At 70.8% G+C, this 26,508-nt stretch carries 25 protein-coding genes and 1 pseudogene; 15 read left to right on the forward strand and 11 right to left on the reverse strand.

Translation table 11 applies throughout. From position 1 onward, the window contains the following. From ACEXOR_RS01375 to ACEXOR_RS01410, 8 genes are read right to left on the reverse strand one after another with little or no spacing between them, the layout of a single operon-like run. Entirely contained in the window at window positions 1-867 is an 867-nt protein-coding gene (locus ACEXOR_RS01375; protein ID WP_374847580.1) for an ABC transporter permease, read from the reverse strand. Further along, window positions 864-2,693 (reverse strand): oligopeptide/dipeptide ABC transporter ATP-binding protein, encoded by a 1,830-nt coding sequence (locus ACEXOR_RS01380; RefSeq protein ID WP_374847581.1) that lies wholly within the window; start codon window positions 2,691-2,693, stop codon window positions 864-866. The genes ACEXOR_RS01375 and ACEXOR_RS01380 overlap by 4 nt, the downstream gene beginning before the upstream one ends. Further along, window positions 2,680-3,624 (reverse strand): polysaccharide deacetylase family protein, encoded by a 945-nt coding sequence (locus ACEXOR_RS01385; RefSeq protein ID WP_374847583.1) that lies wholly within the window; start codon window positions 3,622-3,624, stop codon window positions 2,680-2,682. Before ACEXOR_RS01385 ends, ACEXOR_RS01380 begins: the two co-directional genes overlap by 14 nt. Then, on the reverse strand, window positions 3,621-5,165 hold the full coding sequence (locus ACEXOR_RS01390) for an amidohydrolase family protein (protein WP_374847584.1): 1,545 nt from the start codon (window positions 5,163-5,165) through the stop codon (window positions 3,621-3,623). The genes ACEXOR_RS01385 and ACEXOR_RS01390 overlap by 4 nt, the downstream gene beginning before the upstream one ends. Next, window positions 5,162-5,890 (reverse strand): aspartate/glutamate racemase family protein, encoded by a 729-nt coding sequence (locus tag ACEXOR_RS01395; RefSeq protein ID WP_374847585.1) that lies wholly within the window; start codon window positions 5,888-5,890, stop codon window positions 5,162-5,164. The genes ACEXOR_RS01390 and ACEXOR_RS01395 overlap by 4 nt, the downstream gene beginning before the upstream one ends. Then, window positions 5,890-6,819, reverse strand: coding sequence for a carbohydrate kinase family protein (locus tag ACEXOR_RS01400; protein WP_374847586.1), 930 nt, complete (start codon window positions 6,817-6,819; stop codon window positions 5,890-5,892). The genes ACEXOR_RS01395 and ACEXOR_RS01400 overlap by 1 nt, the downstream gene beginning before the upstream one ends. Then, on the reverse strand, window positions 6,812-8,035 hold the full coding sequence (locus tag ACEXOR_RS01405; RefSeq protein WP_374847588.1) for an SIS domain-containing protein: 1,224 nt from the start codon (window positions 8,033-8,035) through the stop codon (window positions 6,812-6,814). The genes ACEXOR_RS01400 and ACEXOR_RS01405 overlap by 8 nt, the downstream gene beginning before the upstream one ends. 52 nt (window positions 8,036-8,087) lie before the next feature. After that, complete coding sequence (locus ACEXOR_RS01410; protein ID WP_374847590.1) at window positions 8,088-8,873, reverse strand: BtpA/SgcQ family protein; 786 nt, start codon at window positions 8,871-8,873, stop codon at window positions 8,088-8,090. Window positions 8,874-9,035: 162 nt separating this feature from the next. Here ACEXOR_RS01410 and ACEXOR_RS01415 point away from each other — a divergent pair, with 162 nt between their 5' ends. Genes ACEXOR_RS01415 through ACEXOR_RS01430 form a run of 4 tightly spaced genes read left to right on the forward strand, consistent with a single transcriptional unit; the run spans window position 9,036 to window position 10,568 of the window. Further along, on the forward strand, window positions 9,036-9,341 hold the full coding sequence (locus ACEXOR_RS01415; RefSeq protein ID WP_374847591.1) for a hypothetical protein: 306 nt from the start codon (window positions 9,036-9,038) through the stop codon (window positions 9,339-9,341). Between the two features lie 47 nt (window positions 9,342-9,388). Beyond that, a complete protein-coding gene (locus ACEXOR_RS01420; RefSeq protein WP_374847592.1) occupies window positions 9,389-9,673 on the forward strand; it encodes a glutaredoxin family protein in 285 nt (94 codons plus the stop codon). After that, window positions 9,670-9,969, forward strand: a complete 300-nt coding sequence (locus ACEXOR_RS01425; RefSeq protein ID WP_374847594.1) for a Dabb family protein — start codon at window positions 9,670-9,672, stop codon at window positions 9,967-9,969. The genes ACEXOR_RS01420 and ACEXOR_RS01425 overlap by 4 nt, the downstream gene beginning before the upstream one ends. Continuing rightward, on the forward strand, window positions 9,966-10,568 hold the full coding sequence (locus ACEXOR_RS01430; protein ID WP_374847595.1) for a GNAT family N-acetyltransferase: 603 nt from the start codon (window positions 9,966-9,968) through the stop codon (window positions 10,566-10,568). The genes ACEXOR_RS01425 and ACEXOR_RS01430 overlap by 4 nt, the downstream gene beginning before the upstream one ends. Here ACEXOR_RS01430 and aspS read toward each other — a convergent pair. Next, window positions 10,558-11,877 (reverse strand): aspartate--tRNA(Asn) ligase, encoded by a 1,320-nt coding sequence (aspS, locus tag ACEXOR_RS01435; protein ID WP_374847596.1) that lies wholly within the window; start codon window positions 11,875-11,877, stop codon window positions 10,558-10,560. The genes ACEXOR_RS01430 and aspS overlap by 11 nt on opposite strands. A gap of 398 nt (window positions 11,878-12,275) precedes the next feature. Between aspS and ACEXOR_RS01440 the strand changes: the two genes are divergently transcribed. Genes ACEXOR_RS01440 through ccsB form a run of 5 tightly spaced genes read left to right on the forward strand, consistent with a single transcriptional unit; the run spans window position 12,276 to window position 17,122 of the window. Then, complete coding sequence (locus tag ACEXOR_RS01440) at window positions 12,276-12,932, forward strand: histidine phosphatase family protein (RefSeq protein ID WP_374847597.1); 657 nt, start codon at window positions 12,276-12,278, stop codon at window positions 12,930-12,932. Then, entirely contained in the window at window positions 12,929-13,600 is a 672-nt protein-coding gene (locus tag ACEXOR_RS01445; protein ID WP_374847598.1) for a TlpA family protein disulfide reductase, read from the forward strand. Before ACEXOR_RS01440 ends, ACEXOR_RS01445 begins: the two co-directional genes overlap by 4 nt. After that, the gene (locus ACEXOR_RS01450; protein ID WP_374847681.1) at window positions 13,597-14,394 is read left to right on the forward strand and encodes a cytochrome c biogenesis CcdA family protein; all 798 of its coding nucleotides are present in this window, start codon (window positions 13,597-13,599) and stop codon (window positions 14,392-14,394) included. Before ACEXOR_RS01445 ends, ACEXOR_RS01450 begins: the two co-directional genes overlap by 4 nt. Continuing rightward, window positions 14,378-16,030, forward strand: coding sequence for a cytochrome c biogenesis protein ResB (gene resB / locus ACEXOR_RS01455; protein WP_374847600.1), 1,653 nt, complete (start codon window positions 14,378-14,380; stop codon window positions 16,028-16,030). The genes ACEXOR_RS01450 and resB overlap by 17 nt, the downstream gene beginning before the upstream one ends. A gap of 9 nt (window positions 16,031-16,039) precedes the next feature. Further along, window positions 16,040-17,122: a c-type cytochrome biogenesis protein CcsB gene (ccsB, locus tag ACEXOR_RS01460; protein ID WP_374847602.1), complete on the forward strand. Its 1,083-nt coding sequence runs from the start codon at window positions 16,040-16,042 to the stop codon at window positions 17,120-17,122. 36 nt (window positions 17,123-17,158) lie between these two features. On the opposite strand, the gene ACEXOR_RS01465 is transcribed toward ccsB, so the two are convergent. Then, window positions 17,159-18,118, reverse strand: coding sequence for an o-succinylbenzoate synthase (locus ACEXOR_RS01465; protein ID WP_374847682.1), 960 nt, complete (start codon window positions 18,116-18,118; stop codon window positions 17,159-17,161). Between the two features lie 152 nt (window positions 18,119-18,270). On the opposite strand from ACEXOR_RS01465, the gene ACEXOR_RS01470 reads away from it, so the two are divergent. The 3 genes from ACEXOR_RS01470 to ACEXOR_RS01480 are packed head-to-tail and all read left to right on the forward strand — an operon-like array spanning window position 18,271 to window position 21,600. After that, window positions 18,271-19,188: a 1,4-dihydroxy-2-naphthoyl-CoA synthase gene (locus ACEXOR_RS01470; RefSeq protein ID WP_374847603.1), complete on the forward strand. Its 918-nt coding sequence runs from the start codon at window positions 18,271-18,273 to the stop codon at window positions 19,186-19,188. Further along, window positions 19,188-20,630 carry an AMP-binding protein gene (locus ACEXOR_RS01475; RefSeq protein WP_374847604.1) on the forward strand — a complete coding sequence of 481 codons (1,443 nt, stop codon included), beginning with the start codon at window positions 19,188-19,190 and terminating at the stop codon, window positions 20,628-20,630. The genes ACEXOR_RS01470 and ACEXOR_RS01475 overlap by 1 nt, the downstream gene beginning before the upstream one ends. Window positions 20,631-20,640: 10 nt before the next feature. Beyond that, window positions 20,641-21,600: a 1,4-dihydroxy-2-naphthoate polyprenyltransferase gene (locus ACEXOR_RS01480; RefSeq protein WP_374847605.1), complete on the forward strand. Its 960-nt coding sequence runs from the start codon at window positions 20,641-20,643 to the stop codon at window positions 21,598-21,600. A gap of 54 nt (window positions 21,601-21,654) precedes the next feature. Here ACEXOR_RS01480 and ACEXOR_RS01485 read toward each other — a convergent pair whose 3' ends face one another. Further along, window positions 21,655-21,954, reverse strand: a complete 300-nt coding sequence (locus tag ACEXOR_RS01485) for a DUF4229 domain-containing protein (RefSeq protein ID WP_374847606.1) — start codon at window positions 21,952-21,954, stop codon at window positions 21,655-21,657. Window positions 21,955-22,068: 114 nt separating this feature from the next. Here ACEXOR_RS01485 and ACEXOR_RS01490 point away from each other — a divergent pair, with 114 nt between their 5' ends. The 3 genes and pseudogenes from ACEXOR_RS01490 to recQ all read left to right on the forward strand — a co-directional run. Continuing rightward, the gene (locus tag ACEXOR_RS01490; protein WP_374847607.1) at window positions 22,069-22,419 is read left to right on the forward strand and encodes a PLD nuclease N-terminal domain-containing protein; all 351 of its coding nucleotides are present in this window, start codon (window positions 22,069-22,071) and stop codon (window positions 22,417-22,419) included. Then, window positions 22,416-24,197 (forward strand): 2-succinyl-5-enolpyruvyl-6-hydroxy-3-cyclohexene-1-carboxylic-acid synthase, encoded by a 1,782-nt coding sequence (gene menD / locus ACEXOR_RS01495; RefSeq protein ID WP_374847608.1) that lies wholly within the window; start codon window positions 22,416-22,418, stop codon window positions 24,195-24,197. Before ACEXOR_RS01490 ends, menD begins: the two co-directional genes overlap by 4 nt. A gap of 99 nt (window positions 24,198-24,296) precedes the next feature. After that, a pseudogene (gene recQ / locus ACEXOR_RS01500) lies at window positions 24,297-26,153 on the forward strand (DNA helicase RecQ); the annotation flags it as partial. Between the last annotated feature and the right edge of the window lie 355 nt (window positions 26,154-26,508).

Genomic DNA, 26,508 nt, shown 5'->3' on the forward strand with positions numbered 1-26,508 from the left:
CTACCTCCTCGTGGCGATCAGTGTGCGGACGGCGTCGCCGCCGAGGTTGGACAGCAGACTCAGAACGAGCACCGCGAGGCCGGGAATGACCGGCACCCACCATTCGCTGAGCAGCTGCGAGAGGTTGCGCGCCGTGTCGGCGCCGAGCTCCGGTGCCGGTGCGGGCTGACCGAGTCCGAGGAACGAGAGCCCGGCGAGCAACAGAACGACGTTTCCGATGTCGAGGCTGGCCGTGACGATCGCGGTCGGCACGACGCCCGGAACGATGTGGCGGAACACGACCCGGGTACGGCTCGCTCCGGCGACGCGCGCCGCCTCGACGTGCGGACGGGCGGCGAACGACCTGACCTCGCCCCGGATGATGCGGGCGTAGTACGGCCACCACACCACCGCGACGCCGATGAGCGTGTTCTGCAGGTTGTAACCCAGCGCCGCGACGATCGCGACGGCCACGAGCGTTCCGGGCAGTGCCAGGAACAGATCGGTGAACCGCATGAGAGCCGAGTCCACCCAGCCGCCGAGCACACCGGCCACCACTCCGATGAGCCCGCCGATCACGAGCCCCGAGGCCACGATCACGAGTGACGAGAACCACGAGACCTGCACCCCGATGAGCGTGCGGCTCAGGATGTCGCGGCCGATCGAGTCGGTTCCGAGCGGGTGGCCGTCTGAGCCCGGCGCGAGGTTCAGGGCGCCGATCGGCTGCACCGGGTCATAGGGCGCGAGCACCCGGGCGAACAGCGCGACGAGGGTCAGGATGACCAGCGCGACCAGGATGGCCACGCTCAGCCGGGTGCTCGCGTGGGCGCCCAGGGTGGCCGCCGGCATCCGGAATCGTCGCGTGCCGACCTCAGGGACCGCGGTCATGAGAGCACCTCGATCTCGGGAACCGACGCGAGCAGCGAGCGCGTGTAGGCGTGCTGCGGATCGCGGATGACCGCGTCGGCGTCGCCCGTCTCGACGATGGTGCCCTGCGTCATCACGACCACGCGATCGCCCATGAGTCGGGCGACGGCGAGATCGTGGGTCACGAACAGAACGGTCATGTCGAGGCTGCGCCGCAGTTCGCGGATGAGGTTGAGCACGCTCGCCGCCAGTGAGGCATCGAGGGCGCTCGTCGGCTCGTCGCAGAGCAGCACCGACGGCGGGATGATCGTGGCCCGCGTCAGTGCCACACGCTGGCGCTGACCGCCCGACAGCTGCGCCGACCTCAGGGACGCGACGGCAGCCGGCAGGCCGATCGACTCCAGGGCGTCGCCCACCCGCCGTGAGGTCGTCGCGCGGTCGAGTCTCAGAGGTCGCAGTCGTTCGCTCAGGATGTCGCCCACCGTGAGCCAGGGTGTGAGCGACGAGCCGGCATCCTGGAACACCATCTGCGCTCCTCGGCCCGCGAGCTCGACGCGCCCGGTGGTGGCGGGAGCGAGGCCCGCGATCACCCGCAGCAGCGTGGACTTGCCCGAGCCGCTCTCGCCGACGATCGACACGGCCTCGCCGGCCTCGACCGTGAGGTCGACCCCGCGCAGGGCGTGCACGTGCCGTCTGCGGCGACCCGGTCCTTTGAGTGCGAAGACCGTGGTGAGGTCGGTGATGCGCACGGCGGGCGTCGACGCGCCGGCTGCGGCAGTTCCGCCCGGGGATGCACCGGGTCGGGCGGCCGGCGCCATCGGCTCGGTCTCGAGGGTCTCGTGCGTGAAGCCCTGCACGTCGGGCACCGAGCGCCAGCACGCGCGGAGGTGCGAGACGGTCTCGGTGGCAGTCCCGGCGGCGCGAGCGAGGTGCTCTGCGGTCGGTGCCAGAGGCGGCTGCTCGGTGGCGCAGCGTTCGACGGCGAGAGGGCAGCGCGAGTGGTAGGCGCAGCCCCTCATGCGTTCGGCGACGCTCGCGGTCTCGGGTCGCAGCGTGAGCAGGCGGCCCTCGCGCGGGGTGTCGAGCGAGAGGCGGGAGCGCAGCAGTCCGACCGTGTAGGGGTGGGTCGGCCGGTGGATGATCTGCTGCACGGGGCCGATCTCGGCGATGCGGCCGGCGTACAGCACGGCGACGCGATCGGCGATCTGGGCCGCCACGGCGAGGTCGTGGGTGATGAGCATGACGCTGCAGCCGAATTCGTCGCGCAACGAGCGCAGCAGGTCGAGAACCTGCGCCTGCACGGTCACGTCCAGCGCGGTGGTGGGCTCGTCGGCGATGATCAGCGAGGGATGCCCGGCCACCGCGATCGCGGCCATGATGCGCTGCCGCAGCCCGCCGGAGAGCTCGTGCGGGTAGACCGTGAAACGCAGCGGGGCGTCGGCGATGCCGACCGAGGTCATGAGGTGGAGCGATTCGGCCGAGTCGTGCGTGGCCTCGTCGATCTGGGCACCGACGCGCATCGTCGGATTGAGCGAGGTCATCGGGTCTTGGAAGATGACGCCGAGTTCGGTGCGACGCACGGCTCGCAGCTCCTCGGGGCGGCCATGCACCATGTCGACCTCGCCGATGCGAACGGTTCCGTCGACGTGCGGCTGGGCGCCGGCGGGCAGCAGGCCCATCATCGCCAGGGCCAGCACGCTCTTGCCCGAGCCGGATTCCCCCACCATTCCGAGGATCTCGCCGGCGCCGACCGTGAGGTCGACACCCCGCAGGACGTCTGAGCGCACCCCGTCGCGAACGAGGCTGACCTGGAGCCCCGACACCGTGGCCGAATCAGCGCGCCTCATGCGACACCTCCCGCGATCCGAGTGAGGCCTGCACAGCCGAATGGATGTGACGGGGCTGGGTGAGCCAGACATCGTCACCCGAGCGGGCGACGATGTGCTCGAGCGCCCGGGTGAGTTGGCGGAGCCGGAAGGGCGCGCCGGAGATGAACGAGTGCACCACGATGCTCAGCACGAGTGGCTGCTCGGCGGTGGCCGCCGACAGCAGCTCCTCGAACTCGTCGATGATCATGTCGGCGAATTCCGCGGCACCGACCTGACGGCCGATCATCGAGGTGCTGTCGTTGAGCTCGAGCGCGTAGGGCACCGAGAGCAGCGGCTGCGACCGCGTGGTCAGCCAGGTCGGTTGGTCGTCCATGCGCAGGTCGAGCAGGTACCCGTAGCCGGTCTCGCCCAGCAGGTCGAGCGTGTTCTCGGTGTGCGAGAGCCACGGGCTCGACCAGCCCAGGGGAGCGCTTCCCTCCTCCGCCTCGATGCGAGCCGAGACGGCCGAGAGGTAGTCGCGCTCGAGTGCCTCGTCGAGGCCGACGAGCGAATCGGAGTTGGAGATGCCGTGGCCCACGAACTCGGCGCCGAGGGCGCGCGCTTCGGCGATGAGGTCGGGCGCGCTGTCGTAGACGGCCGTGTTCAGGAGGACGGTGGGCGGGATGCCCAGACGCTTCAGCCGGCCGAGGAGGCGGAACGCCCCCACGCGGTTTCCGTAGTCGCGCCAGCTCGCGTTCACCAGATCGGGTGCGGCGACGCCGTCGAGCAGGTTCTCGGTCTGTCCGTCGCCGAAGTGGTAGTCCTCGATGCCCAGCGCGACGTACACGGCGAGGCGCGCTCCTCCGGGCCAGGCCTGGCCGACCCGTGCGGTGATCGGCGAGTACGGGTAGCGATCGTGGGCCGGGATGCGGCGCGCGATCGACGCGGAGGCTGTCGATTCGGTGGTCATGGGAGTCCGATCCATCTGTTCATGCCCACCTCGGCTGCGGCCGCGGTGCGGACCATCGCCTGGTAGGGCGTCACGAGCGGCTGCGCCGCCTGGCGCGCCCGCTCGATAACGGGAAGCTTGCGGGCGAAGAGTTCGCGGGCCTCGTCGAGCAGACCGGTCTCGTCGACGGTGGTGATCGAACCGTTCTCGAACACGACGCGACCGCCGACCATGGTGAGCCGGACACTGGCACCCTGCTCGCAGTACACGAGCTGTCCGCGAAGGTCGTTGAACGGGGTGAAAGCAGCGCTGTGCAGGTCGAGGAGGGCGAGGTCGGCGAGTCGTCCTTCGTCGACCGCACCGAGGTCGTCCGATCGCAGGAGCGCAGCGGCCCCGCCCCGCCACAGGCTGTCGAGGACCTCGCCGGCGGTCGGCCAGAGGTCGCTGTCGAGCCCGGAGACGTTGTGCACCAGACCGGCTGTCTTGACGACGCCCCAGAGGTTGACGCTGTCGTCGCAGACGGCCTCGTCGACCCCGAGCGACACGGGGATGCCGAGTTCGAGCATGCGTCGATACGGTGCGACGCCGCTGCCGAGGCGCAGGTTGCTCACCGGGTTGTGCGCGATGGTGCTGCCGGCCTGGGCGATCAGTTCGAGGTCGACGTCGTCGACCCACACGGCGTGGATCACGTTCATGCGCTCGGACAGCAGCCCGAGCTCGGCGGTGTAGCGCACGAGCGAACGTCCTGTGAAGCGGGGCTGCTCGGTCATGAGTGTCCGCTGCGCCTTCGTCTCCAGCATGTGGGCGAAGAGCGGAACGGCGTGGGCGCGGCTCAGATCGTCGAGCGCACCGAAGTACTCGGGGCTGACACGCTGCGGGGCCGAGATCGAGACGGCTGCAGTGAGGCGGCCGTTCTCGGCACCGTGCCAGCGCTCGAACAGGTAGTCGTAGGCGTCGAGCAGGCCTGCCGCGTCCAGCGGCGCCGGCGCGTCGAGGGCCGCCGCCAGCTCGGCATCGGCGGACGTGCGCAGATAGGGGAGTTTCTGCGCCTCCGGGAGCTCGGGCTGGTCGAGCGCCACCGACGCACGGATGCCCGCGTCGGCATAGGCCTGCATCACCGCGTCGATGATCTCCGGAGTCGGATAGGGCATGAGGAAGGCATCGTCCTGAACCGCCGTGGTGCCCGATCTGAGCATCTCGAGGGCGGCGAGCATCGTGCGGAGGTAGGCCTCGCGCGGCGTGGGGGTGAGCTCGGGGTCGGCCGGCGACTCGAACAGCATGAACAGCTCGAGGGGCAGGCTCGGCATCGACCCCTTCATGTGGTTGGCGGGGGAGTGGAAGTGGGCGTTGATCAGTCCGGGAACGAGCACGTGCCGGGAGCCGCCGGCGATCTCGCGGTGCGGCTCGCCGTGTACCGGCGTGCCATCCGTCAGGAAGCGGCGGCGGGCATCTGTCCCCACCACCGCGATGCGGTCGCCCGACACGAGCACGTCGGTCGGCCCGAACATGCCGGCCACCGAGGCGTCGTCGTAGACGTACACGTCGGTGAACAGGATGCTCATCGCGCGACCTCCTCGACGGGCTCGGGGGAGGGAGCCGCCCAGGTGCTCACCCGCGATGTGCCCAGTCCCTGGGCGAGTAGCCCGTCGGCCAGGGCGACTGCGGCGGAGACGCCCTCGATCACCGGCGCGCCCAGGGCCTCGCTCAGGGGGCCGACCAGCTCGGCGAGCCCGGCGCATCCGAGCACGATGGCCTCGGCCGCGTCGTCGGCGAGCGCCCGACGCCCCTCGGCGATGAACAGGGGCAGCAGATGCATCGACCCGTCTTCGACCGCAGACACCGGTTCGTCGACGGCCCGCACCACGACACGGTGTTCGAGGCCGAGCGTGCGCACGACCCGGTCGGACATCTCGCGGGTACGTGGAGGCATCGTGATGACGGTGAACCGGTGCGCGAGCAGCGCGGCCGTCGACAGAGCGGCTTCGGTCATGCCCACGACCGGGCCCCATGCCGCCTCGCGGGCAGCGGGCACCCCCGTGTCGCCGAAGCACGCGACGACGTAGGCGTCGGGGCGCTCGGCCGCGTCGCCTGACTCGAGTCGCTGCACTTCGGCGAGCACCGACGCGGCACCGTGCACCTCGTCGATGTGGCTCTCGATGCTGGGCACTCCGTGCGCGGGGGTGACTCCGATGAGCTCGGTTCCGCGCCGGGCGACCGGCGTCGCGGCGGTGACGACGGAGGACGTCATCGCGGCGGTGACGTTGGGGTTGACGATCGCGATGCGCATCACCGCACCTCGCTTCGGGCGGTGCGATCGTGCGCTGCGGGGTGGCTCGTCGGGTGCGCCGCCAGCAGCCCGTCGATGCCGAACGCGCCGATGGCGACGCGAGCGGCCGCGGCGCCGGCTTCGGCCGCCGCGATCGGATCGCCGGTGAGCAGGTGCACCGCTGCGAAGGCGCCGCAGAATGCGTCTCCGGCGCCCGTGCTGTCGACGGGCTCGACCGGCGAGGCCGGCACCTCGACGACGGGAGCGGCGGAGTCGGCCAGCACGAGGCATCCGTTCTCGGCGCGCTTGATCACGACGACGGATGCGCCGCGCTCGGCGAACAGGCGCGCGGCCTTCTCGAGGTCGGTCGTCTGGGCCAGGGTCACGGCCTCGATCTCGCTGGGAAGGAAGACGTCGCACAGGCCGACCAGGTCGAGCAGGGCCTCACGGTTGCCCTCGAGGTAGTCCTCCTGGAGGTCGAGGTAGATCGTCGCGTCGGTGCGAGGGCGCAGCCACGGGCCCAGTGCGAGCTGGGACTCGAGGCTCATCGCCGAGACGAGGATGCCGGATGCGGAGAGCGCGGCGGAGTCGACGTCGGCCGGGTAGACGGAGAGCACATCGAAGTCGTCCTCCGAGGCGAGCATGTGCCAGGTCCGGGTGCCGTCGGCGTCGTAGGTGACGATGTTGCGCACGGTGGGCAGCTCGCGGGCGGGCAGGCCGTCGATGCCGACCCCGGCCGCCACGAGCGAGTCGAGCACGCCGTCGGGGAGATCCGTGCCGACGGGGGCGAGCATGCGCACCGAGTCGAGATGACGGCGGGCGGCCAGGGCGGCGTAGGCGGCGTCGCCTCCCATGGCGGGCTCGCTCGGCACGCCGTGGTGGACGGCGGTGTCGATGGTGAGGTTGCCGATACAGACGAGCGAGGGCGTCGCCGCGATCGGGTCAGCCACGAGGCACCTCCCCGGCCGCCTCGGCCTCGGCGGCCAGCTGGGCCTCGGCGGCGGCGAACTTGGCCATGCCGAGGTGGTAACCCACCAGCTGTGCGGCCGGCAGGTAGATCAACGGGCTGAGGGCCTCGTCGACAGCGGGCAGCTCGAACACCTCGTTCGCGTGCTCGGCGAAGGCGTTCTCAGCGACCGTGGTGAACACGTAGAGCTGGCCGCCGAAGCGTCGGGCGTCGGTGCCGGTGTCGACGGCGCGGGGGATGGACGGTCCGGTGGGGGCGATGAGGAACAGGGGCTCGCCGGGCTTCTGCGAGTTGTAGTGGTGGAACTCCTCGACCTCGACCTCGACGGCGTGATCCGGTGTGGTCTCCTTGATCTTCGCCGCACCGACGATGGCGGCGGCCCAGTTCGGCCCCGCAGACGAGAACAGATACATCGACCGGTGCGCCTCGGCGGCGGCGACGGCGGCGACCGGTGCGTCGAGGTTCTCCAGAACGCCGGCCATCAGGTCGGGCAGGCCGGCGAGGGTCTCCGCGAGCCGGGGGGCACGGGCGAGGCCGCGTCGGGTGCCGACCAGCACGGAGAGCCGGAAGAGCAGCGCGACGGCGGCCGTCGACGATTGGGTGGGCCAGCCCACGCGGGTGGCCTCGATCAGCAGCGTGCTCTGGCTCTCGACGTCGAGGGTCGAGCCGGGAGTGTTCGTGAGGGCGAGCGTCATTGCCCCGGCGTGCTGGGCGACGAGCGCCGCCTCGACCGTGCGAGTGGTCTCGCCCGAGCTCGACAGGGCGATCACCAGGCTGCGCCCCGTGACGAGGTGCGATCGGTAGTAGGCGAACTCGAGGCTCTGCACGGGTTCGCAGGCGACGCCGAGCATCTCCTCGAGGATGCTGCGCGCGGCGATCATCACCGCGAGGGAGTCACCGGCACCCACCAGGAAGACCCGGTCCAGCGATGCACCCGCGATGGTGGCGGCGAGCTCTGCGAGCGTCTTCTCATTGCGCAGCAGGGTGGCCCGGATGGCGTCGGGCTGCCCGAACATCTCTCCGCGCGTCGCCTCGACCCGGAAGCGGCGCTTGGGGTCGAGGGCGTCGTCGGTCGGGAGGGCGAGGATGCTCGCACGTTCCGCGGCCGACACACGCTCGACGACCTGCTTCTGCCGTGCGTCGAGGGGGCTGTCCGGTGCGAGAAGGGGGCTGTCGAGAAGAGGGCTGGGGGTGCTCATGGGATGCGGTGCTTTCGTGTCTCGGTTCGAGTGGGGCGTGTCGCTTCGACGGTCAGCTCTGGGCGAAGGCGCGAGCGGCGACGGGGTCGATCCGGGCGTCGTCGCCGGGCCCGGTCTTGATCGCGCTGCCGAGGATCGCGCCGTCGGATCCGGCTCGGGCGGTCGCGATGGTGCCCAGGGTGACGCGTCCGCCGATCAGGATGTCGACGTCGGGGCCGACGACGGCCTTGACTGCCGCGATGTCGGTCACGGCGTCGGCCACTCCGCTGTCGCGGGTCACGATGAGTGTCGAGGCTCCGCCGAACGACATCGCCTGCTGGGCCGCCCAGACCACGTCGCCGGTGAGAGCGCGGCTCGTGGCCTCGTGCGCATCCGCCCAGACCTCCACGTCGGAGCCGAGCAGGCGGCGGAGCATGGCCACCCGGTGCGCGCATCCCTCGATCCAGCCGTCTGGGCCCGCAGACACCCCGGTGAGTACCTTCACTCGAACGAACTGCGCACCGATGGCGTGGGCGATGGCGACGGAGGCCTCGCCGTCGTTGTGTCCGGCGACCACGCCGAGAGGGATGCTGACGGCCCGTCGCACCTGGGCGCCGACGACCGCCATGGCGGCGACCGTGGCCGGGCCCACCTGGTCGGGCTGGGGGTTGTCGCTGGCGTCCTGGATCATCACGTCGGTGAATCCCGCGTCGGCCAGCACGCGAGCGTCGTCAGCGGCGACGCGGGCGATCTCGAGCACCGAGGCGCCCGTGTAGTTGGCCGCCCCGGGAAGGGGTGGCAGGTGCAGCACGCCCACCAGGCGGAATGGTGGAGATTGCTCGCCGGTCTGAATGCCCATGACCAAACGGTATACAGTTTGATGTTTCAACCATGTTTCTAGCCGTAAACAACGTGTAACTACGCCAGATTGTATGCAGTCATACGCATCGCGCGATAAGTCGCTGGGAACGTGTCACAGGATCCCGGGGCGCCCGACGTCACTTCGTCCTACGCTGAAAACGTGCCCGACCTCTTCTGCGCCACCCTCGTCGTGCGCGACGCGGTGACCAAGCTCGACGCCCTGGCGATCGTGGCGCTGGCGACGGATGCGGTGGTCGCCGACGCGCGCACCGTACGGCCCCGGGTGGTGCTGCCGAACGGCGCGTGGGTGGAGGTCGAGATCCCGAAGTTCGGCGAACCACCGCCCCTGGCGCTCGACGTGTACTCCGAGCTGGGCGACGACCACGCCAAGATCGCCGCGCTCGCCCTGCTGGCACGCCTCGAGGAGCAGACCGCCTGGACGGTCAAGCCCGACTTCGTGCTCTGAGCCGACGCCGTCACCCGACCGACCGCGGCACCTTCTAGGCTTGAGCCGTGCCCTCCGTGTCCCTCACCCTGATCGGCAAGCCCGCCTGCCACCTCTGCGACGACGCCCGCGACGCGGTGCGCGGGGTGCTCGACGAGCTGGCGGCATCCGGCGACCCGGTCGAGACGGCGATCGAGGTCGAGGTGACCGAGCTGTCGATCCTCGACAACCCGGCCCTGATGGACGAGTTCGCCGAGGAGATCCCGGTCGTGATGATCGACGGGCGCATCCACACCATCTGGCGGGTCGAACGTGCCCGTCTCCGAACCGCCCTGCGGGAGGCCGCTTCATGATCCGCCACGTCGTCGCCTGGAAGACCGCCGCCACCGAACCGGCCGAGCGGGATGCGGCCACCGCCGAGATCACCCGACTGCTGTCGTCGTTGCCGCCGCTGATCCCGTCGATCTCGGCTCTGACGGTGGGGCCGAACATGGCCTACTTCGACACGAACTGGGACGTGGTGCTCGTGGCCGACTTCGAGACCCTCGCTGACCTCGACGCGTACCAGGTGCATCCGGAGCATCAGGCCGTGGTGCCCCGGATCAAGGCGCTCGTCGCCCAGCGGGCGGCCGTCGACATCGAGCTGTGAGCGCCCCCGCCGAGGTCGAGACGTCTCGGTTGCTGCTGCGACGCTGGCGGGTCTCCGATCGTGCGCCGTTCGCCGCGCTCAACGCCGATCCGGTGGTGATGGAGTACTTTCCGGCACCCCTCAGCCGGGCGGAGAGCGACGCGCTCGCCGACCGCATCGACAGCGGCTTCGACCGACGCGGGTTCGCGCCCTGGGCGGTGGAGGTGCGTGCCACCGGGCGGTTCATCGGTTTCACCGGCCTCCTGCCGATGCCGGAGGGGGTGCCGGGCGCCGGCGGCGTGGAGGTGGGCTGGCGGCTGGCTCGGGAGGCCTGGGGCCGGGGTTACGCGACCGAGGCGGCACAGGCATCCGTCGCCGTCGCCTTCGACCCGCTGGGGCTCGGGCTCGGCGAACTGAACTCGATCACCGCGGTGGGCAATCTGCGTTCGCGTGCCGTGATGGAACGACTCGGGATGCACCTGGCCGACTCGTTCGAGCACCCTCGCCTCGCCGAGGGCTCGCCCCTGCGGCCGCACGTGCGCTACGTGCTGACTGCGTCCGACGCGGAGGGCGCAGCGACAGGAGCCGACGCCGACGGGACTGCGACGCCTACGGTGTGAGGCGCGTGGGGCCGCGGAAGAGGTAGACCACTTCGCGCAGGTTGGTCTGGTGCAGCATGAGCATCAGCACGCGCGAGAGGCCCATGCCGAACCCGCCGTGCGGCGGCACGCCGTAACGGAAGAAGTCGAGGTAGAAGTCGAGCTCCTCCGGGTCGAGCCCCTTCTCCTTGGCCTGCTCGATCAGCACCTCCACGCGGTGCTCGCGCTGGGCGCCGGTGGAGATCTCGACGCCGTTGTACACGAGGTCGTAGCTGTTCGTGAGCGTCTCATCGGCGGCGTTGCGCATGTGGTAGAACGGCCGGATGCTCGCGGCGTAGTCGGTGAGGAACACGAAGTCGTGCCCGTAGGTCTCCTTGACGTAGGCGGCGATCTGGCGCTCGCCCTCCGGGTCCATGTCGTCGTCTTCACGGGGCACCACGTAGCCGCGGTCGGCCACGATCTGCTTGGCCTCGGCGAGCGGGATGCGCGGGAAGGGCTGGGTGGGCACCTCGATGTCGATGTCGAAGAGCGCCTTGATCTCCTCGCCGTGCTTCTCCTTGACGGCCTTCAGACCGGCCACCATCAGCTCCTCGTGCAGCTGCATCACGTCTTCGTGCGAGTCGATCCAGGAGATCTCCGCGTCGACGCTGGTGAACTCGGTGGCATGGCGGCTGGTGAACGACGGGTCGGCGCGGAAGGCGGGGCCCACCTCGAACACCTTGCCGAAGCCGGCCGGCTGCGCCATCTGCTTGAAGAACTGCGGGCTCTGCGAGAGGTAGGCCTTGGTGTCGAAGTACTCCACCTCGAACAGCTCGGCGCGCGACTCGGAGGCCGAGGCCATGAGCTTGGGGGTGTGGATCTCGATGAAGTCGTGCTCGACCCAGTAGGTGCGCCAGGCGTGCTCGAGGGTGGTCTGCACGCGGAAGACGAGGTTCTGCTCGGGGCGGCGAAGGTCGAGGAAGCGCCAGTCCATGCGCTTGTCGATGCCGGAGTCAGCCGCGATGGGCGTCTCGGGGATGGCGGCGGTGACGAGCTCGAGGGTGGCGAGCTTCACCTCGATGCCGCCGAGCTTCACCCGCTCGTCGTGCTTGAGCTCGCCGGTGACGGTGATGAAAGAGCCCTGGGCGAGACCGGAGATGATCTCGGCGACGGCTTCGGTGTCGTCGTTGCGGGGGTTCACGAGCTGAACCGCGCCCGACTCGTCGCGCAGCACGACGAACTGCACCTTCTTCTGGTCGCGAACGGTGTCGACCCAGCCCGAGACGGTGACGGGGCCGTCTTCGAGGGCGGAGAGGTTCTTGACGAGGGTGCGTGGGGTGCGTTCAGTCACGGTAGTGAAGTCTACCCGCGCCGCCGCAGGCGCGAAGGCGGCGGCGGCGCGGGGACCGAGCGGGCCGGACTGCACGCCGGTCGGCTCGGAGCTGAGCGGGCCGGACTGCGCGCCGGCGGGCTCAGGGATCAGGGGTTCAGGCCTTCGAGGCCGGGATGCGACGGTAGCCGTCGGTGCGCACGGCGCGGACGGTGGCGGCGATGCCGGCGAGGGAGACGAGAGCGAATGCGGAGAGTGTGATGAGGGTCATGAGTAAGCCTTTCTGACCTCTAGTTTTCCGCTCAGCACTGTTCAGCACAATCTCATAGTTCTACACATCTGGTGAAGCGCAGCTTCACGATGGGAGCAGTCTCGGCCTCTCGGCAAAAGCTCGGGTGGGGCGCTCGTAGAATTGACCGGTGTCCGCCCGCCAGATCCATCTCGTCCGTCACGGTGAAGTCTTCAACCCGAACGGCGTGCTCTACGGTCGCATCCCCGGCTTCGGCCTCTCCGAGCTCGGCCACCGCATGGCGGCGTCAGCGGCCGCCGACCTCGTCGAGCGCGATCGGCCCATCGCGTACCTCTATACGTCACCGTTGCAGCGGGCGCGCGAGTCGGGTCGCCCGATCGCCGAGGCGCTCGAGCTCGAACCCGCCATCGAAGACCGCATCATCGAGCCCACCAACGCCTTCGAAGGGCGACGGATGTCGGGCCCCGGCGGAGCCCTCCGCGATCCGCGCATGTGGCGCTTCCTCTGGAACCCGTGGCTGCCCGCGTGGGGAGAGCACTTCACGAGCATCGCGGCCCGCATGCGCGCGGCCATGACGGATGCGCACGGCCGGGCCGAGGCATCCGGTGTCGAGGGCGACATCGTGATGGTGAGTCACCAGTTGCCCATCTGGATGGCGCACCGCTCCATCGTGGGCGAGGCTCTGCCGCACGATCCGCGAAAGCGCCGGTGCGCCCTGTCGAGCATCACCAGCTTCGAGCTGCGCGACGGCCGCCTCGTGGAGGTCGGGTACACCGATCCGGCCGCCGGTCTGCAGGCCTCGGCCACCGATGTGGGGGCCGTATGAGCGCGCACAGCTCGGCCCGCACCGGAACCCGAACCCGCGCCCGGGTCGCACTCGCCGCCGGCCTCGCGGCCGTGGCGCTGCTGCTCGCGGGCTGTGCCAACGACCCGCTGGCCGACCAGTACCTGCAGGGCAGCAACAAGGGCTACATCTCGGGCGACGGAACCGTCACCGAGATCGACGAGGCCGACCGCGGCGAGCCCATCGCGTTCCAGGGCACCGACGAGAACGGCGACGCCATCAGTTCCGCCGACTACGCCGGCCAGGTGCTGGTGCTCAACTTCTGGTACGCCGGCTGCGCCCCGTGCCGCGCCGAGGCCCCCGACCTCGAGAAGCTCAGCACCGAGTACAAGGGCGCCGGCGCCACGTTCCTGGGCGTGAACGTGCGCGACCAGGCGGCCACCGCGCGGTCGTTCGCCGAGACCTACGGCGTGAGCTACCCCTCGATCGTCGACACCGACGGCGCCATGCAGTACGCCTTCGCCGGCACGGTGGCGCCGAACGCGGTGCCGACCACCCTCGTGCTCGACACCCAGGGCCGGGTGGCCGCGCGCATCCTGGGCCGGGTGAGCGACCCCTCGATTCTGGACACCCTGATCAAGACGAGCCTCGGCACGCTGCCGGCCTCGACTCCGGCGGCCTCCTCGACGCCCGCCGCGACGGCCGGCTGAGCGTGAACAATCCCTTCGCCGAGGTGGTGCTGAGCGGGCAGCTGCTGCTCGCCATCCCGATCGCGCTGCTCGCCGGCCTGGTGTCGTTCGCGTCGCCGTGCGTGCTACCGCTCGTGCCGGGGTACCTCGGCTACGTGAGCGGAATCGCCGGGCCGCGGGCCGTGGCGGGCAACTCGACCCCGACCGCCGGGGAGGCGCGAGTCGCCGCGAAGGCGGCCCGGCGACGGATGCTCCTCGGCATCGCGCTGTTCGTGCTGGGCTTCTCGGTGGTGTTCCTGGCCTACTCGGCGGCCTTCGGGGCGCTCGGTACCTGGCTGTTCCGCTGGCAGGACCTGCTCACCCGCATCATGGGCGTGGTGGTGATCGCGCTCGGCCTGGTGTTCATCGGCCAGTTCGGCTTCCTGCAGCGCACCATCAAGCCACGTTGGCAGCCCGCCACCGGCCTCGCCGGGGCGCCCATCCTGGGCATCGTGTTCGGCCTGGGCTGGACGCCGTGCATCGGTCCGACCCTCGGCGCCATCCAGGCTCTCAGCCTCACCAGTGGCTCGGCCTGGAGCGGCGTGCTGCTGGGCCTGTTCTACTGCATCGGGCTCGGCGTGCCCTTCCTGCTGGTGGCGCTGGGGCTGGACTGGGTGACGGGGTCGGTCGCCTTCCTTAAGCGCCACATCCGCACCATCAACATCGTCGGCGGGGCCGTGCTCGTCGTGATCGGACTGCTCATGGTGACCGGCCTCTGGACGATCTGGATCTACGAGCTGCAGGCGGTGATCTCCGGTTTTGTCCCGTCCATCTGATCACATCGACTCCGCCGACGAGCGGGCGCGGCCCGCCCGCGACAGCGACGACATCACGCAGCCCAAGCTCGGGCCCGTCGGCTGGCTGCGCTGGTTCTGGCGGCAGCTCACGAGCATGCGCACCGCGCTGTTCCTGCTGCTGCTGCTCGCGCTCGCCGCCGTGCCAGGGTCGCTCGTGCCGCAGCGCGCCGCCGATCCGAACGGCGTCACCCAATACTTCGTCGACAACCCCGACCTCGCTCCCGTGCTCGACAAGGTGCAGGCGTTCGACGTGTACACCTCGGTGTGGTTCTCGTCGATCTACCTGCTGCTGTTCGTGTCGTTGATCGGATGCGTCATCCCGCGCACGAAGCACCACTTCGACGCGCTCCGGGCCAAGCCGCCGCGCACCCCGGCCCGGCTGTCGCGGCTCGCCGGCTTCACCACGCGCGACGTGCAGCCCGCCGACGGAGCCTCCCCGGCCTCGGTGATCGACTCGGCCCGCACCCTGCTGAAGCGCCAGCGCTACCGCACCGTGGTGTTCACGGGGGCCGACCGCAAGACGGGGCTCGAGACGGTGTCGGTGTCGGCCGAGCGCGGCTACATGCGCGAGACCGGCAACCTCGTGTTCCACTCGGCGCTCGTCGGCATCCTGATCACCGTGGGAGTGGGCGGCGGGTTCGGCTACCAGGGCCAGCGCGTGGTGGTGGAGGGGCAGACCTTCGTGAACACCCTGCTCGCCTACGACTCCTTCAACCCGGGGCGCTTCTTCGACGACGACGCCCTCTCGCCGTACCAGATCACCCTCGACTCCTTCTCGGCCACCTACGAGACGCAGTCGCTGAAGGCGTTCGGCCAGCCGCTGGACTACGACGCGGCGGTGAGCACGACGGATGCCGACGGCAACCCGTCTGAGGCGAACATCAAGGTGAACGACCCGCTGAAGATCGGCGGCACCGACGTGTACCTGCTCGGAAACGGGTACGCCCCCACCATCACGGTGCGGAACCCGGCCGGCGACGTGGTGTTCACCGACTCGGTGCCGTTCCTGCCGCAGGACGCCAACCTCACCTCGCTCGGCGTGGTGAAGGTTCCCGACGGCCTGCCGGAGCAGGTGGGCATGATCGGGTTCTTCTACCCGACCCAGTCGGAGGCGTCATCCGGGGTCTACTTCTCGACCTTCCCCGACCTGCAGTACCCCGTGCTCACCCTCAACGTGTACGACGGCGACCTGGGGCTGAACGACGGCGTGCCCGCCTCGGTGTACTCGCTCGACACCGACACCATGACGCAGCTCACAGGAGGCTCCACCGGGGTCGACTCGATCGAGCTCAAGCCGGGTGAGACGGCCGACCTGCCGAACGGGCTCGGCACGGTGTCGCTGGACGACGTGAAGCGCTTCGCCTCGTTCGACGTGCACCACGACCCGACCCAGGGCTGGGTGCTGCTGTTCGCCATCCTCGTGCTGGCGGGCCTGCTGACGTCGCTGTTCATCCCGCGCCGCCGCGTGTGGGTGAAGGCGACGGAGCGCCCCGACGGCTCCGTGCACGTCGAATACGCCGGACTGGCGCGTGGTGACGACCCCCGACTGGTGGAGGCCGTGGCGGCCCTCGCCGACAAGCACCTTCCCGGCCCACCCCCCGAAACCAAGGCTTAGGCTTCTACCGTGACGCAAACCCTCGACGAGATCTCGATCATCCTCATCTACTCGGCCATGGCCGTGTACGCGCTCGCGTTCATCGCGTTCGCGCTCGATCTCGCACGGCGGTCGTCGACGGTGAAGACGGCGGTTTCCGCGGCGTCTGCGACTTCGTCTGCGTCTGCGTCTTCGTCTGCTTCCGACGCTGAGCTCGCGACGGTGGGGGCGGATGCCAGCGCCGCGTCAGGCGGGTCGGTCTCGTCGTCGAAGCGCCCGGCACGGGCATCCGGTGCCGCGCTGCCCGACGAGTCGGGACTGGTGTCGCTGGCCGGCGTCGACGCCGCGGGCAAGCGCTCGATCGCACTGCGGCTCGGGGTGTCGTTCACCATCCTGGCCTTCGTCATCCAGCTGGCCGGCGTCATCCTGCGCGGCGTGGCCGCCTCGCGGGTGCCCTGGGCCAACATGTACGAGTTCTCCATCACCGGCACGCTGCTGATCGTGATGGTGTTCCTGATCGTGCTGCTGCGCGAAGACCTGCGGTTCCTCGGCACCTTCGTCACCGGCCTCGTGCTCATCCTGCTCGGGGTCTCGACGCTCAACTACTACGTGAGCGTGGCACCGCTGCCGCCGGCACTGCAGTCGGCCTGGCTCGTCATCCACGTGCTGGTGGCCATTCTCGGCACGGCGTTCTTCGCGCTCGGCGGCGCTCTCTCCGTCATCCAGCTGCTGCAGACCCGAGGCGACTCAGTGTCGCGCATCGCCTCGGCCCTGCGACTGCGGTTCTTGAAGACGCTGCCCGACGCCGAGACGCTGGAGCGCCTGGCCTACCGCGTGAACATCGTGGGCTTCGTGTTCTGGACCTTCACGCTCATCGCCGGCGCCGTCTGGGCCGAGCGCGCCTGGGGCCGGTACTGGGGCTGGGACACCAAAGAGGTGTGGACCTTCATCATCTGGGTCATCTACGCCGGGTACATCCACGCCAGGGCCACGCGCGGCTGGCGCGGTTCGCGGTCGGCGTGGCTGGCCATCGTGGGGTTCGCGGCGGTGCTGTTCAACTTCGGCATCGTGAACGTGTTCTTCAAGGGGCTGCACGCGTACTCGGGGCTGTAGGCCTTCGGCTCGGGCCTCGGGCCTTCGACCCGGGCGCTAGACCTCGCCGAGCAGGGCGTGGGTTCGGGCGACTCGTTCGGCCCACCACCGCCGACGTGCATCCGGTGCGCGGTGACGCTCGAGCAGGGCTGCATCGACACGCGGGCGTTCCACCGGGATGCTGCCGCCGTGCGGCACGAGGCTCTGCGCCGGGCCGACCACGTCGCCCGTGAAGAGGTCGACGGTCGCGAGCCCGCAGTCGAACTCGAGTGAGGGCAGGGCCGCGGCCAGATGTGCGCCCATCGCGATACCCACCGAGCTCTCCAGGGCCGAGGAGACGACCGCGGGCAGCCCGGCCTCGGCCACGATGCGGAGGGCGCGGGCGACTCCGCCGAGGGGCTGCGCCTTCACCACGATGAGATCCGCGGCGCCCGCACGGGCGACGGCCACCGGGTCGTCGGCCTTGCGAACGCTCTCGTCGGCGGCGATCAGGATGTCGAGCGAGTCGCCGACGCGCTGCCTGATCTCGACGAGCTCTTCCACGCTCGCGCACGGCTGCTCCACGTACTCGAGGTCGAACTCGGCGAGGCTCCGGATGGCGTGCTCGGCCTCGTCGACGTTCCAGCCGCCGTTCGCGTCGATGCGCACGCGGCCCTCGTCGCCCACCACCTCGCGGGCCCGACGCACCCTCGCGACGTCGTCGGCGAGCGTCTGGCCCCGTTCGGCCACCTTCACCTTGACGGTGCGGCAGCCGTCGTAGTGGGCGAGCACCTCGTCGACCTGCCCGGCAGGCACGGCGGGCAGCGTCGCGTTCACCAGGATGCGGTCTCGGTGGAGGGCCGGCAGGTCGTGCCAGCCGAAGGCGGTCGCGGCGGCGAGCCAGGTGCTCGCCTCAGCGTCGTCGTACTCGAGGAAGGGGGAGAACTCGGTCCAGCCCTTCGGCCCGTCGAAGAGCGCGAGCTCACGCACCGTCTGGCCGCGAAAACGGGTGTGCAGCGGGATGGCGACCACGTGCATCCGGTCGAGCAGGTCGGCGGCAGAGGGGTCGTCGGCCCTCAGGGTCGGGCGGTGCTGGGCGTCTTCCACAGCACCAGTCTCGCCCCCGCATCATCTCTCCACAATCACCCCCTCCACGGCTCCGGGCGGCAGCACCCGCGTAACCTTGCAGCATGACCGACAGCGCCTTCGTCTCCGAGATCTTCGACCCCGCCGAGTGGGTGGTGGCCCCCGGCTCAGAGGGGTTCACCGACATCACCTACCACCTCGACGTGCGGGGAACGGTGGCGCGCGTCGCGTTCAACCGACCCGAGGTGCGCAACGCCTTCCGGCCCAAGACGGTCGACGAGCTGTACGCCGCGCTCGACGACGCGCGGCAGAACCCCAAGGTGGGAGTGGTGCTGCTCACCGGCAACGGGCCGAGCCCGCGCGACGGCGGCTGGGCGTTCTGCAGCGGAGGTGACCAGCGCATCCGGGGTCGCGACGGCTACAAGTACTCAGAAGAAGAGACGGCGGCGGGCATCGACCCGGCGCGTGCAGGCCGGTTGCACATCCTCGAGGTGCAGCGGCTCATCCGGTTCATGCCCAAGGTGGTCATCGCGGTGGTGCCCGGGTGGGCGGCCGGCGGCGGGCACTCGCTGCACGCGGTGTGCGACCTCACCATCGCGAGTGCGGAGCACGGTCGTTTCAAGCAGACGGATGCGGATGTCGGCTCGTTCGACGCCGGTTACGGCAGTGCCTATTACGCCCGCCAGATCGGGCAGAAACTCGCTCGGGAGGTGTTCTTCCTCGCCGAGGAGTACAGCGCGCAGCGCGCGTACGAGATGGGGGCGGTGAACAAGGTGGTGCCGCACGAGCAGCTCGAGCGCGAGGCGCTGGTGTGGGCGCGGGTGATCCTCGGCAAGTCGCCCACCGCCATCCGCATGCTCAAGTACGCGTTCAACGCGGTCGACGACGGGCTCGTGGGCCAGCAGATCTTCGCCGGCGAGGCCACCCGCCTTGCCTACGGCAGCGACGAGGCGGTGGAGGGGCGCGATGCGTTCCTCGAGAAGCGCTCGCCCGACTGGTCGTCGTTCCCGTACCACTTCTGATGTCGAGGCCGCTCGAGGTTCTCTCCGGGCTCGGCGCGCGGGAGCTGACCGCTCGGCTGCGGGTGGCGCTGGCGAACGAGGGGCCGGCGCTGCTGCCGCGCGAAGGTGGGCGTGGTGGAGCGGGGGGTGCGGCTGCACCGGCGGCGGGCGGCGGCGGTGTTCCGCTGGGCGACGCGGGGGGCGAGCGGGCGGTTCCGGTGCCGGCCGAGGTTCCGAAGGCGGTGTCGGTCGTCATCGAGACGTCGGGGTCGACCGGGGTGCCCAAGCGCGTGGCCCTCAGCTCGGATGCGCTGCTGGCCTCGGCCGCCGCCTCCGAACAGGCGCTCGGCGGGCCGGGTCAATGGCTGCTGGCGCTGCCCACCCACTACGTCGCGGGGGTGCAGGTGCTGGTGCGGTCGATCGCGGCCGGCACCGAGCCGGTCGTGCACCCGTCGGGCAGTTTCTCGCCGGGGGTGTTCGCCGATCTGACTGCTCGACTCGAGCATCCGCTGCGGTTCACGTCGCTGGTTCCGGCGCAGCTCGCCCGGCTGGTCGAGGCAGCGGAGGCCGATCGCGGCATCCGGCGTCTGGTGGCCCGTCTCGACGGCATGCTCGTGGGCGGCCAGGCGCTCCCGGAGCCGCTGCGCGAGCGCGCGCTCGACCTGGGCTTCGCGGTGATCAGAACCTACGGGGCCAGCGAGACGGCCGGTGGCTGCGTGTACGAGGGCCGCCCGCTCGGTCGCACCCTGGTGCGGGTGCACGAGGGCGAACTCGAGATCTCGGGCCCCACGCTCGCCGAGGGTTACCTGGGCGACGAGGTGCTCACGGCCGAGCGGTTCCGCACGGCCGACGGCCGACGCTGGTACCGCACGAGCGACGGCGGCACGGTGGTCGACGGCGTCGTCTCGGTGACGGGGCGCCTCGACGACCTCATCATCTCGGGTGGCATCAAGGTGTCGCTCGGCCGCGTCGAACGCGTGGTGCAGGGCCTGCCGGGCTTCGAGGGAGCGGTGGTGGTGCCGCGCGCCAGCGAGCGCTGGGGCCAGGTGGGCGTGGTGGTGCTCGAGGGTGCGCCCACGGCACAGGGGGGTGTTGGCGCACGTGAGGGTGGAGCCGAGCGTGTGGGGGCGTCGGCGGCGGGTTCACGTGCGCGAACCGGCGGCGGGGCAGCGGGCGCGGGCGGGGGCGCCGGTGCCGAGGCCGGTGCCGAGGGGGCGGTCGTCGTGGAGGTGGCGGGCGAGCGGGTGGAGCGGGTGCGCGCGGCCGTGGTGGCCGTGGCGGGGCGGGCGGCGGCGCCGGCGGCGGTGGTGTTCGTGCCCGAGCTGCCCCGGCTGTCGTCGGGCAAGCCCGACCGGCGGCTGATCGAGCAGCGGGTGGGCGAGACCCCTCCACAGGCGCGGGTCATAGCGAATCCATCCACAGCTCACGTCGGGCATTCAGGCCTCGAACCCACCGGCGAATAGAATCAGCCCGATGTCCAGAACCAAGAAGCGCCCCTCGGGCCACCCCGCCCGCACCTCGGCCCGCACCGCGCAGCGCCCGGCACCGGCCGGCCCACGCTCGGCCGCCGGTGCGTGGATCGCGGGAGCCCGCATCCGAACTCTCACGCTCGGCGTGGCCCCCGTGGCCATCGGCACCGGAGCGGGCATGGTGGCCACCGACTTCGACATCTCGAAGGTGCTCGTGGGGCTCTGCCTGCTCGTGGCGATCTTCCTGCAGATCGGCGTGAACTACGCCAACGACTACTCCGACGGTGTGCGTGGCACCGACGACGTGCGGGTCGGCCCTCCGCGTCTCACCGGCTCAGGGCTCGTACCGGCGAAGCGGGTGCTCGCGGTGGCGTTGGGCTTCTTCGGCCTGGCCGCGGCATCCGGAATCGTGATCGTCGTGATCACCGGGCACTGGTGGCTGCTCATCGTCGGCGCCGCTGCCATCGCGGCGGGCTGGTTCTACACCGGCGGCAAGCATCCGTACGGCTACTACGGCCTCGGCGAGGTGTTCGTCTTCGTGTTCTTCGGGCTGGTGGCCACGGCGGGCACCACGTTCATCCTCGCGGGAGACGTGAACTTCGAGAGCTGGGCGGGTGGCGTGGCCGCGGGGGCGATCGCCTGCGCGGTGCTGATGGCCAACAACATCCGCGACATCGATCAAGACCGGTTGGTGAAGAAGCGCACGCTGGCCGTGCTCATCGGGCGCACGGCGTCGCGCATCGTCTACGTGTTCTGGCTGCTGGTGGCCTACGGCGTGCTGGCGTTCTTCGCGCAGATCTACCCGAAGGCGTGGCTGGTGTTCTTCACCCTGCTGCTCACGGTGCCGGCCACGATCATCATGTTCACCGCGAAGAAGCCGCGCGAGTACGTGACGGTGCTGCAGCTGACGAGCCTGTTCGGGCTGCTCTACGGAATCGGTCTCGGGCTCTCGTTCGCCTACTGACGTTCGCCTACTGAGCTGCCGTGCAGCTGAAGGCGGTTCGCCTCCCCGGTCCCGTCAGACGGCGGGGCGGTCGGTGCGGTCGACCGCGTCGTCTTCGACGTCTTCGTCTTCACGGCCGGCTGCAGGTGCCGGGCTCGCGGCCTGGCCGCGGTTCTGGCGGGCCTCGAACAGCGTGCGCGACGCGGCCTCTCGCGGCTTCCGCAGGAAGATGATCGAGATGCACAGCGAGATGATGGCGGCGATCACAGCCGCGATCCACGGCTCGAGCTGCAGCAGGAGCAGCAGGGCGAGCACGACGGCGAAGACCCCCAGGCGGATGAGGGTGTACACGAGCCAAGTTCGTCCGGGATTCACGACCACGAGTCTAGAACGCGCTGCCTGACCGCCGCCTCGAAGGAGGGCGCAGCGTGCAGCCGACAGTCTGCCCGCGCGCAGTCCGCTCCCACGTCGCGGGCGTACAGTTGCAGCATGGCTCGCGTACTCCTTGCCCTCGTCATCGTGGTCGTGGCATTCACCGTGTACGCCCTCGTCGACTGCCTGATGGTTCCGAAGTCGAGGGTGAAGGCTCTGCCGCGGGTCGCGTGGGTCTTCATCATCCTTCTGTTCACGCCCATCGGTGGAATCCTGTGGCTGCTCATCGGCCGCGGACGCCGATCGAACACCCCGCCCTCCCGCGCGCTCGGCCCCGACGACGATCCCGACTTCCTCGGCACCATCCGCCCTGTTCACGATCCGGTCGACGAGGAGCGCCTCCGCGACCTCGAGAAGCGCCTCGCCGAGACCGACGACGAGCAGGACAACCCCCGCGCCGACCGGTGACCACCGGCACCACCGGCCCCGGCCCCGGCACCAGCCCCGCCGCCACGTTCGCCGCCCGACTCGTGACCGCGTTCGTCGACCTCGGCGTGCGCCACGCGATCGTCTCGCCGGGCTCGCGCTCGCAAGCGCTCGCCCTGGCCCTGGCAGACGCCGAGGCACGAGGCCGCATCTCCCTGCACGTGCGCATCGACGAGCGCGCCGCCGCCTTCACGGCACTCGGCATCGCCCGCGAGTCAGGGCTCCCGGCCCTCGTGGTCACCACCTCGGGCACGGCCGTGGCGAACCTGCTGCCCGCGGTCGTCGAGGCGAGTCACTCGGGCGTGCCGATGATCGTGCTGAGTGCCGACCGGCCCGCGCGACTCCGCGGCACGGGCTCGAACCAGACCACGTGGCAGCCGGGTATGTTCGGCCGTTTCGTGCGTGCCGAGCTCGACGTCGAGCCTCCCCGGCCGGGGGCGATTCCGGATGCCCGTTCCCTGGCCTCGGCGGTGTTCGAGACCTCGCTGGGCCGCACCCCGGCGGCGCCTGGCGACTCCCTCCGCGGTGCCGGCCCGGTGCACCTCAACCTCCAGTTCGTCGAGCCCCTGTCGGGTGCGGTCGAGCCGGATGAGAGGCCCGACGCGGAGGACGTGGGGTCGCCGGCCCCGGCTGCCGAGCCGGTCATCTCGTCGGCCCGGGCATCCGTCGGTCGTGCCCTGCACCTCGAGCGCGGACCCCGCACGCTCGTGATCGCCGGAGCCGACGCCGGCGAACGCGCGAACGCCTTCGCCCTCGCGGCGGGCCTCCCGCTGGTGGCGGAGGTGTCGAGCGGTGCGCGGTTCGGCCCGAACCTGGTGGCGAGTTACCGCACGCTGCTCGACCACGAGGATTTCGGCGGCCGCGTGCAGCGGGCCGTGGTGTTCGGCCACCCCACTCTCAGCCGGCAGGTGGCGGCACTGCTGGCCCGCGACGACGTCGACACCGTCGTGGTGAGGGGAGCGGGCGAGGCCGTGCTCCCGCATCCGGATGCCGTGGTCGTCGACGAGATCACCGCCGACCCGGAGGACCGCAGCGACCGCGCGGCCCGCGCCTGGGCGGGCCAGTGGGTGTTCGCCGGCCGTGAACTGCTCGAGCAGCAGGCCTCGGTCGACGAGGTGGCGCCCCCGCTCGTGACGACGGGCGGCTCGGCCGACCTCGCCGGGGCCCGCGACTACGCCAAGGGCGAGCTGGCGGCGCTGCGGGCCCCCGTGACCCGCCGGTACCTGGCCGATTCGCTCTGGCGCGCCACCTGGCCGCACGACCGGCTCGTGCTCGGGGCGTCGCGGCTGATCCGCGAGGTCGACGCGGCGGTGGGCGGCAAGAAGATCGTCGTGCACGCCAACCGCGGGCTCGCCGGCATCGACGGAACGGTCTCGACGGCGATCGGCATCGCGCTCGCGGCGTCCGATCCCGGCGGCGGTGCCCGCACCGGCACCACGCGCGTGCTGCTCGGCGACGTCACGCTGCTGCACGACGTCGGCGGGCTCAACCTGCCACCGGGCGAGCCGCGGCCACGGGTGCAGGTGGTGGTGGGCAACGACGGTGGCGGCACCATCTTCGACGGCCTCGAAGTCGCCGGCACGGCGGCCCGCGATCCGTTCGACCGGGTGATGTTCACCCCGCAGCAGGTCGATCTGGCGGCGCTCGCGCAGGCGTTCGGCTGGTCGTACCGCTCGGTCGCCACGCGGGGCGACCTCGATTCGGTGCTCGCCTCGCCGGCGGCCGGGCTCAGCCTGGTGGAGGTTCCGCTCGCGCGCTGATCGTCGCGTCTCCTCCTGCACCGCACCCGGGCTCCGGATGTCGTCCACAGACCTGACCCGGATGACCGTGCTGTCAGCCCCGCGAACTAGGCTCGTCTCGTGACAGACGCTCCCGCATCCGCAGCCCTCGACACCCTGAGCCGCGTCTTCGGATACGACTCCTTCCGGGGCGACCAGGCCGAGGTCATCGATCACGTCATCGCGGGCGGCGACGCCGTGGTGCTCATGCCCACCGGCGCGGGCAAGTCGCTCTGCTACCAGGTGCCCTCGATCGTTCGCCCGGGCACCGGTGTGGTGGTGTCGCCGCTCATCGCGCTCATGCACGATCAGGTCGAGGCCATGAAGGCGGTGGGCGTCAAGGCGGCCTTCCTCAACTCCACTCAGGATGCGGCGGAGCGCGCCGAGGTGGAGCGCGATTACCTGGCCGGCTCGCTCGATCTGCTCTACGTCGCCCCCGAGCGGCTGTCGTCCGAGAGCACGAAGCGGTTCCTCGACGGCGGCGAGATCGCCCTGTTCGCCATCGACGAGGCGCACTGCGTGTCGCAGTGGGGTCACGACTTCCGGCCCGACTACCTGGCGCTGGCCGAGCTCGCCGAGCGGTGGCCCGATGTGCCGCGCATCGCGCTCACGGCCACGGCCACCGAGGCCACGCACAAAGAGATCACGCAGCGGCTCTCGCTCGGTGACGCGCGCCACTTCGTGGCGAGCTTCGACCGGCCCAACATCCAGTACCGCATCGATCCGAAGGTGGAGGTGCGCAAGCAGCTGTTGTCGTTCATCCGCTCGGAGCACTCGGGCGACGCCGGGATCGTCTACGCGATGTCGCGCAACACGGTCGAGAAGACGGCGGAGTTCCTGGCGGCCAACGGGGTCGACGCCATGCCCTACCACGCGGGGCTCGACGCGCGGTTGCGTGCCCGAACTCAGGCGCGGTTCCTGCGCGACGAGGGTGTCGTGATCGTGGCCACCATCGCGTTCGGCATGGGCATCGACAAGCCCGATGTGCGGTTCGTGGCCCACATCGACCTGCCGAAGTCGGTGGAGGGGTACTACCAGGAGACGGGTCGCGCGGGCCGTGACGGGCTGCCGTCCACCGCGTGGATGGCCTACGGCCTGAACGACGTGGTGCAGCAGCGGCGCATGATCGACGAGTCGCCGGGCGATCTCGCCCACCGACGCCGGCTCTCGGCCCACCTCGACGCCATGCTGGCCCTCTGCGAGACCGTCGACTGCCGGCGGGTGAACCTGCTGGGCTACTTCGGGCAGAAGAGTGAGCCGTGCGGCAACTGCGACACCTGCCTCACGCCTCCCGAATCGTGGGACGGCACGGTGGCGGCGCAGAAGCTGCTCTCGACCGTGGTGCGCCTTGAGCGGGAGCGCAACCAGCGGTTCGGGGCCGGGCACCTCATCGACATCCTGCGCGGCAAGCGCACCGATCGGGTGGGCCAGTGGGGGCACGACGCGCTGAGCACCTGGGGCATCGGCGCCGATCTCGGCGAACAGCAGTGGCGAGGCGTCGTGAGGCAGCTGCTGGCGCAGAGCCTGCTCGCGGTGAACGACGACGGCTACGGCACCCTCGTGATCACGCCCGAGAGCGCGGCGGTGCTCTCGGGGTCGCGCACCGTGCAGTTGCGCAAGGAGCCGGAGCGTCCGGCGCGTTCGAGCTCGGGTTCCGGTGCGGGGTCGGGGTCTGGCGGCGGTCGCGGCAGCGGTCGCGCCTCGGCGGCGAAGGCGGAGCTCTCCGAGGCCGACGCGGAGCTCTTCGAGGAGCTCCGGGCCTGGCGGGCCGCTACGGCGCGGGCGCAGGGCGTTCCGGCGTACGTCGTGTTCCACGACGCGACGCTGGCGTCGGTGGCGGCGCTGCGTCCGGGCTCGGTGGCCGAGCTGGAGGGCGTGGCCGGCATCGGCGATCGCAAGCGGGAGTCGTACGGAGCCGGACTCGTGGAGGTCGTGACGTCGGGGACGTTCGATCCGGAGTCGGTCGCCGGCGCCGCCGTCGCGACCTCCGGTGCTTCGGGCGCCTCCGGCGATGGTGGCGGCGAGGGCGGTGCGGATGCGCGGTCCGGCTCCCCGGCCGCATCGAGCCGGTCCGGAGGTGCCCGCTCGGGTGGGTCCGCCTCGGGCCGCTCCGGTGGCGCGGGCGGTTCCCGCTCCGGTGCCGCTCGCGGTGGGCGCAGCGGCGGTTCGTTCGCCGATCGCAATGGCGGTTCCGGCAACGGAGGCCGCCGCAGCGGGGCCACGCGTTTCACGTCGGCCCCGGAGGCGGAGCCCTTCTTCGACGACGTGCCACCCGACGAGTTCCCGCCCGACG

The sequence above is a fragment of the Herbiconiux liangxiaofengii genome (assembly GCF_041927335.1).
Taxonomy (GTDB): domain Bacteria; phylum Actinomycetota; class Actinomycetes; order Actinomycetales; family Microbacteriaceae; genus Herbiconiux; species Herbiconiux liangxiaofengii.